Origin of the sequence: Cellulophaga sp. RHA_52 (assembly GCF_007827205.1) — a bacterium.
GTDB lineage: Bacteria > Bacteroidota > Bacteroidia > Flavobacteriales > Flavobacteriaceae > Cellulophaga > Cellulophaga lytica.
On the sequence record NZ_VIRZ01000001.1, the window covers coordinates 1,860,886 to 1,873,330 of the forward strand.

The 12,445-nt window shown below is 33.4% G+C and carries 6 protein-coding genes; all 6 read left to right on the plus strand.

Features of this window, described 5'->3' with window-relative positions; all coding sequences use genetic code 11:
* The first annotated feature begins 171 nt into the window (after positions 1-171).
* Complete coding sequence (locus tag JM80_RS08215; RefSeq protein WP_144709666.1) at positions 172-3,426, plus strand: DUF1553 domain-containing protein; 3,255 nt, start codon at positions 172-174, stop codon at positions 3,424-3,426.
* Between the two features lie 26 nt (positions 3,427-3,452).
* Positions 3,453-4,967, plus strand: a complete 1,515-nt coding sequence (locus tag JM80_RS08220; RefSeq protein ID WP_144709667.1) for a DUF1501 domain-containing protein — start codon at positions 3,453-3,455, stop codon at positions 4,965-4,967.
* Positions 4,968-4,979: 12 nt separating this feature from the next.
* Positions 4,980-6,086: a twin-arginine translocation signal domain-containing protein gene (locus tag JM80_RS08225; RefSeq protein ID WP_089118650.1), complete on the plus strand. Its 1,107-nt coding sequence runs from the start codon at positions 4,980-4,982 to the stop codon at positions 6,084-6,086.
* A 15-nt stretch (positions 6,087-6,101) separates the two neighbouring features.
* Positions 6,102-7,487, plus strand: a complete 1,386-nt coding sequence (locus tag JM80_RS08230; protein WP_144709668.1) for a DUF2231 domain-containing protein — start codon at positions 6,102-6,104, stop codon at positions 7,485-7,487.
* 22 nt (positions 7,488-7,509) lie between these two features.
* The gene (locus JM80_RS08235; RefSeq protein WP_144709669.1) at positions 7,510-8,997 is read left to right on the plus strand and encodes an alpha-L-fucosidase; all 1,488 of its coding nucleotides are present in this window, start codon (positions 7,510-7,512) and stop codon (positions 8,995-8,997) included.
* Between the two features lie 292 nt (positions 8,998-9,289).
* On the plus strand, positions 9,290-12,430 hold the full coding sequence (locus JM80_RS08240; protein WP_013620031.1) for a TonB-dependent receptor: 3,141 nt from the start codon (positions 9,290-9,292) through the stop codon (positions 12,428-12,430).
* Positions 12,431-12,445 lie beyond the last annotated feature (15 nt).

Consider the following 12,445-nt stretch of genomic DNA (forward strand, 5'->3'; position numbering starts at 1 on the left):
ACACTTTTCTAAACAACTACTTAAATCTCTACTAAAATAGCAAATTTTAGTAGATTATATCACTAGATAAAAACTGAACATAACGGAAATGTATATTTTATAAGCTGATTTGGTCAATAAAATGGCTACAAGTTATTTTATTTTTGAGATGTTAAATAATCGTCAAATTTTATGTTAAAAAATAAGATACTGTTAATTATAGGTGGTGTTTTTTTGTTATTGTGTTCTTGTGGAGGCCCAGACTTACCAGAGTTGGTTGCTGTAGAATATAACAACTTACCAGAAAAAGTAGATTTTAATCAGCATGTAAAACCAATTTTGTCTGATAAATGCTATTTGTGCCATGGTCCAGATAAAGGAAACATAAAAGGTGGCTTACAATTACATGAGGCTAGTTTTGCTTATGCAGAATTAGCAGAGACTCCAGGAAAATTTGCAATTACTCCAGGTAATTTAAACAAAAGCGAGTTTTTTCATAGAATAATGACAGATGATCCTAAGTTAATAATGCCAGAACCTAGTTCTCATTTAACCTTAACAGATTATGAAAAAGCTGTTTTAATTAAGTGGATTGAAGACGGAGCTGAGTATAAAGATCATTGGGCATTTATTAAACCAGAAAAGCCAGTTGTACCAAAAATTAAAGAGCCTAATTTAGCGGCAAATTCTATAGATAATTTTGTTCTTGCAAAATTAGAAGAAGTAAACCTTTTACCTTCTAAAAAAGCAAATAAGCATATGTTACTCCGTAGGGCTTCTTTAGACCTAACAGGTTTACCGCCAACACAGCAAGAAATACAAAATTTTATAAATGATACTTCTACTAATGCTTTTGAAAAACAAATAGATAGGTTATTAGCATCTCCTCATTTTGGAGAGCAAATGACATTAGATTGGATGGATGTTTCTAGATATGCAGATACTCACGGTTATAGCAATGATAGGTATAGAGATACTTCTCCGTGGAGAGATTGGGTAATAAAATCTTTTAATGAAAATATGCCATATAATGAGTTTTTAACTTGGCAATTGGCAGGAGATTTATTTGATGACCCAACAACAGAACAAAAAATAGCAACAGCTTTTAACAGACTGCATCCGCAAAATTTAGAAGGTGGTATTATAGATGAAGAATTTAGATCTGAGTATGTTGCAGATAGGACCGCTACAGTAACACAAGGTATGTTAGGCTTGTCTTACGCTTGTGCAAAATGCCATGACCATAAGTATGACCCTATTTCGCAAAAAAACTATTATGAAATGTATAGTTTTTTTAACAATATAGATGAAACCGGCTTAATTCCTTGGGATTTAGCTACACCAGTTCCTGCAATGATGTTGCCAACTAAAGAGCAAGAAGGGGTAATTGCTTATCTAGAAAAAATTGTAAATACTACAGAAAATAAAGTAGCGCAAACTGCACAAAATGAAACCACAAAAGCAAACAAATGGTTAGCCAATAATAGTCATCAAAAAATACCATTGCAGCCAGCACCAACTGGTTTGGTGGCCTCTTTTAATTTTAATACTCCAAAAATAACAAATGCTATAGGTGGTAACGGACAAAATAATATAAGAATGCGCCAGCAATTTGTAGATAATGAAAAACCTATTTACAAAAAAGGAGCTAGTGGTAATGGTTTGTTTATGAATGGAGATACTTGGTTAGATTTAGATAAAATTGGTATTTACCAAAGAAATCAGCCATTTAGTATAGGTATAAAAGTATTTATACCAAAAGATTTAGAAGAGGGAGTTATTTTTCATAAAATGAATAGCCCAGAGTTACACAGTTTTAGAGGGTATCATTTAAAAATAAAAAACAATAAACTACAGGCTTTACTAGCCCATGTATATCCAGATAATGCCATAGTAATAGAGTCATTAAATAATGTGCCAAAGGAAAAATGGATACAACTTACTATGACCTATGATGGCTCTAGCAAAGCAGACGGGGTAGCTATTTATGTAGATGGAGAAAAACAAAAAACAAAAACTGTTTATGATAATTTATATAAAGATATTGTATTTCATGAGATAAGATTATACGGGCCAGAGAGTGAAAAACTAGAACCAGGTTTGCGTATAGGAGCAGTATGGAGAGGTAAAGGTATTGGCGGAGCCACTGTAGATGATTTACTGGTTTATAATAAAGAATTAAGTGAAATTGAAGTGTTGCAAATTGCAGATACAGAAAAACTTAAAACACTTAAAAATAAAACCTTTGCTAATTTATCTAATGCAGAAAAAGATAAACTATTAAAATATTACCTACATACCAACTCTGAGTCTTACACTGCTATGCTAAAAAAATTAGAAAAAGACAGACTTGTTCTAGTAGATAGTATAGACCCTGTTAAGCAGATTATGGTAATGAAAGAGCGTAAAACGCCAAGACAAACCTATATTTTAGATCGTGGTAATTATGATTCTCCTACAGATTCTGTTTTTCCTAATGTGCCAGAAGATATATTGCAATGGAATGATAGCTGGCCTAAAAATAGGTTAGGTTTAGCCAAGTGGATTACAGATAAAAACAATCCTTTAACTGCCAGAGTAACGGTAAATAGGTATTGGCAAAATTTATTTGGAAGAGGTCTTGTGTTAAGTTCAGAAGACTTTGGTAACCAAGGAAACCTGCCTACGCACCCTAAATTGTTAGATTGGTTAGCGGTTAGTTTTGTAGAGTCTGGTTGGGATGTAAAAAAACTACTTAAAACTATAATGCTAACAAACACATACCAGCAGAGCTCTGTAATATCTGAAGAGTTATTGGCTGTAGATGTAGAAAATAAATGGTTGTCTCGCGGTCCGTCTTCAAGGTTATCTGGAGAAATGTTAAGAGATAATGCCTTGTTAGCATCTGGTTTGCTAAACAAAAAAATTGGAGGAGAAAGCGTAAAACCTTATCAGCCTAAAGGATTATGGAAAGTAAATAGTGATGAGTATGTGCAAGACGGGGAAGAAGGTTTGTACAGAAGAAGTATGTATACCATTTGGAAACGCTCTGTGCCAAACCCAACTATTGCTACTTTTGATGCTCCTACTAGAGATTTATGCTCTTCTCGTAGACAAAAAACAAATACACCATTACAAGCTCTTGTTGTTCTTAATGATCCTACATACATAGAAGCATCTAGGGTGTTAGGTAAAAAAATGTCTGAAATAAAAGATGAAAAAGAGGCAGTTAACTTAGCCTTTTTAAGGCTTACAGGAAGAAATGCCAATCAAAATGAACTAAAACTACTAATTAATTTGCAAAAATCTGAATACGAGAAATTTAGTGCCAATTTAGATAAAGCAAAAGGTTGGTTACAAACAGGGGCTTTTAAATTGTCTGACACAGATAACAAAGCTCTGGTAGCAGCAAATGCCGTTGTAGCTAGTACAATAATGAATGCAGATGCAACAATTACTAAAAGATAAATAGACCATTTTTTTAAAGATATATTATGTGTAATAATCGTCACCAAAAAATAAAATCTGTTAATAAAGATTTACAAGAACTAGAGAAACAAGTAGACCGAAGAGATTTTTTAAAAAAGACATCTTTAGGTATAGGTGCTTTAGCTTTAGGAACATTGTTAGGAGCAGATAAAATGTTTGCGTCTATAAATAAGAATAGTTCTGCAGAAGATATATTAAAAACGTATAACAAAAACAGGCTTGGTTTACCTCACCATTTACCAAAAGCAAAAAGAATTATTTACTTGTTTCAGAGTGGAGGTCCATCACAAATGGATTTGTTTGACTATAAGCCTAAGCTAACAGATATGTTTGGTAAAGAGTTACCAGAGTCTATTATAGGCGGACAAAGGTTAACTGGGATGAGTGGCAACCAAAGTACGTTACCTATAGCGCCATCTTCGTTTACGTTTAAGCAATACGGAGAGTCTAGAGCTTGGGTTAGTAATGCAATGCCTTATTTGTCTGAGGTTGTAGATGATTTATGCTTTATAAAAGGAATGCAAACAGACCAAATAAACCATACACCAGCAGTTACTTTTATGCAAACAGGTAACCAGTTGCCAGGTAGGCCATCTATTGGATCCTGGCTTAGCTATGGTTTAGGATCAGACAATGAAAATTTGCCAACGTTTATAACTTTAGTTTCTAAAAATGGTAAAGGCCAACCTTTAAAAGCGGCTTTGTGGGGTAATGGTTTTTTACCAACAGAACACCAAGGGGTACAGTTTAGATCTGGTAAAGATCCCGTATTGTACTTAAGTGATCCAGAAAATTATGATGGTAATGACCGTAGACATATGCTAAATTATTTAAAAGATTTAAATAGTTTACAAACTGATGCTTACGGAGACCCAGAAATACAAGCAAGAATGTCTCAGTATGAAATGGCATTTAAAATGCAAACTTCTGTGCCAGAGGTAACAGACTTGTCTGATGAGCCAGATAAAATTTTTGAAATGTATGGTAAAGACAGTAGAGATCCTGGTACTTATGCAGCAAATTGCCTAATGGCCAGAAAATTGTTAGAAAAAGGCGTAAAGTTTGTACAACTATACCATCAGGGTTGGGATCAACATAGTTACTGTCCAGGAGGTGTAAAAAGTCAATCTAAAAAAACAGACCAGCCAACTGCAGCATTAATAAAAGATCTAAAGCAAAGAGGTATGTTAGATGATACCTTGGTTGTTTGGGGAGGAGAGTTTGGCCGTACAGTATACTCACAAGGTCAATTAACCAAAGAAAATTATGGTAGAGATCACCATCCAAAGGCATTTACAATGTGGATGGCAGGAGCCGGTGTTAAACCAGGTTTTACTTATGGAGAAACAGATGATTTTAGTTACAACGTTGTAAAAGATCCTGTACATGTACATGACTTTCATGCAACACTTTTACATTTATTTGGTATAGACCATGAACGCTTAACATTTAAGCACCAAGGCAGACGATACCGTTTAACAGATGTACATGGTAATGTTGTAAAAGATTTATTAACCTAAATAACCAAATAAATGTCTTCTAGAAGAAATTTTATAAAAAATACAGCTCTAGCTAGTGCAGCTGTTACAGCTACGCCATCTATCGGTTTTTCAATTATTAAAAAAAGCAAGCCCAACCAAACTATTTTAGGCCACGGAGATTATACGTATAAAGTAAATAATGATTGGGCACAAATAAGTGCAGTGCATACTCCTTTGTTAAATTGCCATGAAATGGAAATGGACAGTAAAGGAAGGTTAATAATGATAGGTGACCATACCAAAAATAATATTATAATTTTTGATAAATCTGGTAAGGTTTTAGATGCTTGGGGAACAGCTTACCCTGGTGGTCACGGACTTAAAATATCTAATGAGGGTGGTGAGGATTTTTTGTTTTTAGCAGATTCTGGTTGGTATTTAAATAAAACAGGAAAATGGGTTAAGCATAATGGAAGAATAACAAAAACAACTACAGATGGTAAAGTTATTTTTGATATTGGTCATCCGCAAACAATAGGAGTTTATGAGCCTGGAGAAAATTTTTGTCCAACCGAAATAGCCATAGGTCCTAATGGAGATATTTATGTGGCAGATGGTTACGGACAAGATTATATTTTGCAATACAATTATAAAGGAGAATTTATTAGGCGTTGGGGAGGACATAACAACACCAATAAAAATTACAATTTGCAAAACGCACACGGTGTTGCTATAGATTACAGAGATAAAAACAACCCTATGGTTGTGTGTACCTCAAGAAATGAACAGTGTTTTAAATGGTTTACCTTAGATGGCACGTACGTTAAAACATTAAAATTACCCAATATGCAAGTATGCAGACCAGTTTTTGATGATACTAACTTGTATGCAGGTGTGTGCTGGTCTCAGCCCAAAGTTGGAAAAACAAACTGGAAAGACCACACTGGTTTTGTAACTATTTTAGATGGTGATAAAGTGGTTTCTAATCCGGGAGGCACTGCTCCAGAGTACAAAAACGGAGCTCTTCAAAAATCATATCAACTAAAAAATAAACCCATTTTACACGGTCATGATGTATGTGTAGATGAAGATAAAAATTTGTATATCTGCCAATGGAATGCTAATAAAACGGCTCCAATAAAATTAGAGCGCGTTTAAAATTATAAGTTGAGTATGGAAAATAGTGTCCCAGATATTGTATTATTTTTAGGTAGGTTTCATCCACTTGTGGTGCATTTACCAATAGGTTTTTTAGTATTTGCCTTTTTATTAGAGGTTTTTAGCAGAGTTAAAAAAAATCCTGTATTAACAACGACTATTCCTTTAGCATTGTTTTTAGGAGGTGTAAGTGCATTGGTAGCTTGTATTTTAGGTTATATGTTATCACTAAGTGGAGATTATGATGAAAATGCGTTGGATTCTCACTTTTGGTTTGGTGTTGTAACAACAGTACTAGCCTTTGTAGCTTGGTTAATTAGAATTGAAAAAATAAAATTATCAAACTATAAAAAATTACAACCCAATATAGCGGCTCTTACTTTATTAGTTATTGTAATAAGTGTAACAGGGCATTATGGTGGTAACCTTACTCACGGTAGTGATTATCTAGTAAAGTACTTACCTTTTAACAAAGAAGAAAAAACAGAATTAGCAGCAGTTACAAATTTAAAAGAAGCTGAGGTTTACGGACATTTAGTGGCTCCAATTTTAGATAATAAATGTATTAGCTGTCATAACCAGAGCAAAAAAAAGGGAGGTTTGTCTATGGTAGACAGTGTTTCTATACATAGTGGAGGAAAAAATGGTCCTGTTTTAGTACCTGGTAGTGCTACCAAATCTGAACTGGTAAAAAGAGTATTACTAGACCCTCATAGTAAAGATTTTATGCCTCCGGAAGGAAAAACACCCTTAACTGATGAGGAAATTGCTATTATTACCTATTGGATAAATAGCTCTAACGCTGGCTTTAAAACCAAAGTAGCTAATGTAGAAACACCAGAAAATATAACCACAATTGCTAGCACTATGTTGGGGCTTACTAATAGTAACTCTTCGGAGGCATTGCCTACGGTAACTAAAGTAAGTGAACAATTAATAGCAAGTATAGAAAAAGAAGGTTTTAGGTTAAGAGAGCTAGTGTTTGATTCTAGTTTATTTGAGGTAGTTTTAGATGTCAATACAATACAAGAAGTAACCAAAGATCAGCTTCATAATAAATTAGAAAAGTTGTTACCTATAAAAGAAAATATCATATGGTTATCTTTAGAAAGTAATGGGATAACAGATGAAAATGTAAAAGTGATAAGTCAATTTACAAACATTCAAAAGTTAAAGCTTGGTAAAAACCCAATATCAGATAATGCTGTAGAGTATCTTACAAGTCTACAAAAAATGACATCAGTTAATTTATTTGAAACTAATATTACAGCTAAAAGTTTACGAGTGTTTTCTAAAATGAAGAACTTAAAATATGCTTATGTTTGGAAAACCAATATAAAACAAAAAGATTTGGAAGGCTATAACAGTAACAATGCTCCTAAAATAGTATTAGGAATGTAATCTCCAAGTTATTTAACCTACTATGAAAAACAGAATTTTTATAAAAGCTTGTTTAGTGTTACTTTTTACAGGTTGTATCAGTAAAAAAGTAACAACAGAAATACCTAATAAGAGCCTAAAATATACTGCAGACTGGGAGTCTTTACAGCAGTATAATGTGCCAGAATGGTATAAGGACCTAAAATTTGGAATTTACTTTCATTGGGGGCCATATACAGTGCCTGCATATAAAAATGAGTGGTACTCTAGGTGGATGTATGTAGATGGGCACCCTATTAACAAGTACCATAAAAAAACGTATGGTAGTTTAGATACTTTTGGTTATAAAGATTTTATACCAATGTTTACTGCAGAAAAGTTTAATGCAGATGCTTGGGCAGATTTATTTGTAAATGCAGGAGCACAATTTGCTGGTCCAATAGCAGAACACGCAGATGGTTTTGCAATGTGGGATAGTAAATTAACCACCTGGGATGCTAAAGATAAAGGACCTAAAATAGATGTTGTTGGTGCTATGGAAAAAGCTATAAAGGCCCGTGGTTTAAAATTTATTACTACTTACCACAGGCATTGGTTATACGCTTGGTACCCAACTTGGGATAAAACTACAGATGCTGCTAATTTAAAATATAAGGGATTGTATGGGCCTAAAGTTCCAGAGGGCACTTTTGTTATGGCAGATAAACCTACAAACCCTTTACCTAACAAAATATTTAATGAAGAGTGGTTAAACAGACTTACAGAGTTAACTACTAAGTATGACCCTGATATTGTTTGGTTTGATAATAAAATGGATATTATTGATGAAGATTACAGAAAACAATTTTTAGCAAACTTTTACAACCAAGGATTAAAAAATAATAAGGAAGTTGTAGTAACCTATAAATTTAAAGATTTAGCAGTTGGCTCTGCAGTTTTAGATTTAGAACGTTCTAGAATGAGTGATAAAAAAGACTTTACTTGGTTAACAGACGACTCAATAGACTGGAAATCTTGGAGCCATATTCAAAATCCTAAATACAAATCTACAAACAGACTTATTGATTTTTTGGTAGATGTAGTAAGTAAAAACGGAGCAGTTTTATTAAATATTACACCAACTGCAAAAGGAGAAATTCCTGCAGAAGTTAAAGAACGTTTGCTGCAAATGGGAGCTTGGTTAAAAGTAAACGGAGAAGCTATATATGGTACAAGAACTTGGGAGGTTTTTGGAGAAGGCCCATCGGAGGTTGTAGAAGGGCATTTAAGCGAGCATAAAAATAAAGACAACACAGAAAAAGACATTAGGTTTACAACAAAAGATGGTATACTGTATGCTATAGTTTTAGATTGGCCTAAGGATAAGGTTTTTATAAAATCATTAGCAAACACAAAACATCAAATAAAAAAAATAGAAATGTTGGGTACTAACCAAAAAATTGTTTGGGAACAAACAAAAAATGGTTTGGTTATACAACCTTCAAAAACAAAAAATGGTAACTACGCTTTTGTGTACAAAATAGTTTTTTAAATAATTTTCATCAGCTTTATAAAACCATCAGCATTATTTTATTTGTAGTGTTGGTGGTTTTTTTGTGTGTTTATTAATTTGTGTAATTAATGCGTTAATTTTTTATAAATTAACATTTTTATACTGTTTAAATTACATAAATAATACAAAACCAACATATTTACTGGTTTCAGCGTGGTTTAGTTAACACTTTTTTAAGATTTTATACATATGTTTTACTTAAAAAAACATTTGTTACTACCCTTAAAGCAAATAAAACCAACATTTGTGTAACTAAACTTAAAAAACGATTATGGAAATGAAATTTAATTTACTTGTTAAGTCTAGACATAAAGCTTTTTTAACGATTTTGTTTTTTGTTATAGGCTTTGGTTTGGCTCTAGCACAAACAAAAACCGTAAAGGGTAATGTTAGCGCAGATGGCGAGCCACTTTTAGGGGTAAGTGTTGTTGTAAAGGGAACAACAGTTGGGGTAGTTACAGACTTTGATGGTAACTACACCATACAAGCAGAACCAAATAGCGTATTAATATATAGTTATATAGGCTATGTTGCGCAAGAAATTGCAGTAGGCTCTAAAAGTACTATTAATGTAACTATGGTAGAAGATATTGAGGCATTAAAGGAAGTAGTACTTATTGGTTACGGTGTGCAAAAGAAAAGAGAGGTAACAGGTGCAGTTGCCCAAGTACAAGCAGAGGATATTGAAAAAATATCTACTTCAGATGTTGGTAGTGCACTGCAAGGGCAAATTGCAGGTGTAAACGTAACTTCTAGTAGCGGACAACCAGGGTCTGATGCAGTAATACTTATACGTGGTATAAACTCTGTTTTTGGTAGTAACTCTCCTTTGTATGTAGTAGATGGTATACCGCAAGATGGTAATCCACAATTAAGTATTGCAGAAATAGAAACTATAGATGTACTAAAAGATGCAGCTTCTGCAGCTATTTATGGTACAAGAGGCTCTGCGGGTGTAATATTAATAACTACTAAATCTGGTAAAGTTGGTAAAATGGATATTGGTATAACCAGTTATATGGGGGTGCAAGATATTGTATCTAGTGTTCCTTTAATGAATTTTGAAGATTCTATGTATAGCCAATTTGTAAGGTTAAACAATATAAATGGTACTTTTCCAAATAACTCATTTACAACACTAGAGCAAAACCGTTATGACTTTACCAACAACACCAATTTAATGGATATTCTTCAGGAAGATATGGCTTTAATTCAAAACCATAACCTTAATATATCAGGTGGTAAAGAAGGCTTACGTTTTAATGTGTCTGTTAACTATTTTGATCAGAAAGGTTCATTAATTAATTCTGGTTTAGAAAGGTTAAATGTAAGAGCAAATACAACTTATAAAAAAGGAAAATGGACGTTTACAACTGGTATTGGTTTAAGAACAGATGAGCAAGAGTATACACCTTGGCAAATATTATTAGATGGTTACAGGTACAAACCTTATCAGCAATTAATAGATCCAAATTCACCAACGGTAGATGATAGCGCAGGTGCTGCAAATAATAATGATGCTACAAACCTTAGTTTTTTAATGGCTAAGCTTAAACAGTCTGACGTTAGAAAAGGTGATAATTTTAATGCACGTATGCAGGTAGATCACCAATTATTATCTAGCTTAAAATTAACTACACGTGCATCTTTAAGCAGAACAAACAATACAAGAGTTAGGGTAAATCCTTTATTTACAGCATATTCTGTAGAAGGAGATTTAATACCGCAACAAATTAGGTCTGGGGTGTATAACCAAAGTGATAGATCTACTAGTGCAACCATAGATGGTATTGCAACTTTTGACAAAACTTTTGGAGACCACCACGTTACGTTGGTAGGTGCGGTAAGTGCAGAAAAATACACATACGATTCTTTCTTTGCTCAAAAATTTGATCTTTTTAATAATGAAATCACCAACTTAAATGGTGCTACGTTAGATGCTAACGTAGGTACTGGTAGTGGTTACGGACAAGACAGAACCAATACATTAATTGGTATGTTAGGGCGTATACAGTATGATTATAAAGGAAAATACTTAATAAGTGCAAGTTTAAGGCGTGATGGTACAAGTCGTTTTTCTGAAGAAAACAGATGGATATATGCACCATCTGCATCTGCAGCTTGGATTGCATCAGACGAAAAAGGTTGGGATGATATATTTGGACAAACCTTTAATTTCTTTAAAATGAGGTTTAGTTACGGTACAACAGGTAACCAAAGTATATTAGATTATAGTACTGCACCAACTATTGGTTTAGGACATGACTATGTTTTTGGTACAGGATCTGACCAAGTTTTGGTTTTAGGAGCTATACAAGAAGCATTTAAAAATCCTAAAGCAAAATGGGAAAAGAAAATAGAAAAGAACTTTGGTATGGAGTTCGGTTTTTTTAACAATAAACTTACAGTAACCAGTGAGGTTTATGATGGTTCTAGAACAAATATGCTATTTCCTGTTATTTTACCTCCAACAGTTGGTGGTGGTAACAACTCTAGCGTAATATTAAATGTTGGTGATATGCGTAACTACGGTACAGAATGGAGTGCTAATTACAAACACAAAGGTAAGTTTAGTTGGAATGTTTCTGCTAACTATTCTAAAAATGAAAATAGAATTACTAGAATGAGTGATTCTAACAAGTTTTCATTCTTAGGAGGTAGCCAAGTAGCGCCAGGCTTACCAGGAGAAGATTTAGTTACTGCTCTTAGAGAAGGTTATGAGGCTGGTGCATTCTTTTTAGTAGAAACAGATGGTTTAGTTACTAGTCAAGAAGAGTTAGATGAGTACAGACAAATAGATCCTACTGCTAATTTAGGAGATTTAAAGTACGTAGATCAGTTAACCGTAGATACAAATAATGATGGTATACCAGATGCTGGTGACGGAGAAATTACACTAGATGACAGAGTTTATAAAGGTAGTGGAGCTCCTGAGTATGAGTTGGGTTTTAACTTTAACGCTAATTATAAAAATGTAGATTTTTCTATGAACTGGTATGCAGCCATAGGAGGAGAAATTATTAATGGTAGTAAAGCCTATGCATACAAGCAGGGTACACATCAAGACTTAGTTCACCAATGGACATTAACAAATCCAACATCTACAATTCCGTCAGACAGAGGTAGAGATCATTTTAATTACAGAGGATATACAGATTACTGGTTGCAAGACGGTAGTTTTGGTAGGTTAAGAAACGTAACTTTAGGTTATACTTTACCTAAAAAATTAAATGAGAAGCTTAATATTAATAAATTAAGATTTTACATAGCAGCAGATAACCTATTAACCATTACCAATTATGATGGTTTTGATCCAGAAATAGGTAATGATGGTTTAAGCACACGTGGTATAGATGCGGGTGTTTACCCAATAAGCACACAATATAGAGCTGGTATTGAATTTAAATTTTAATAAAAAAAGAACTAG

Coding starts and splice junctions, on each gene's coding strand:
- JM80_RS08215 (WP_144709666.1), top strand. CDS start 172: ATGTTAAAAAATAAGATACTGTTAATTATAGGTGGTGTTTTTTTGTTA.
- JM80_RS08220 (WP_144709667.1), top strand. CDS start 3,453: ATGTGTAATAATCGTCACCAAAAAATAAAATCTGTTAATAAAGATTTA.
- JM80_RS08225 (WP_089118650.1), top strand. CDS start 4,980: ATGTCTTCTAGAAGAAATTTTATAAAAAATACAGCTCTAGCTAGTGCA.
- JM80_RS08230 (WP_144709668.1), top strand. CDS start 6,102: ATGGAAAATAGTGTCCCAGATATTGTATTATTTTTAGGTAGGTTTCAT.
- JM80_RS08235 (WP_144709669.1), top strand. CDS start 7,510: ATGAAAAACAGAATTTTTATAAAAGCTTGTTTAGTGTTACTTTTTACA.
- JM80_RS08240 (WP_013620031.1), top strand. CDS start 9,290: ATGGAAATGAAATTTAATTTACTTGTTAAGTCTAGACATAAAGCTTTT.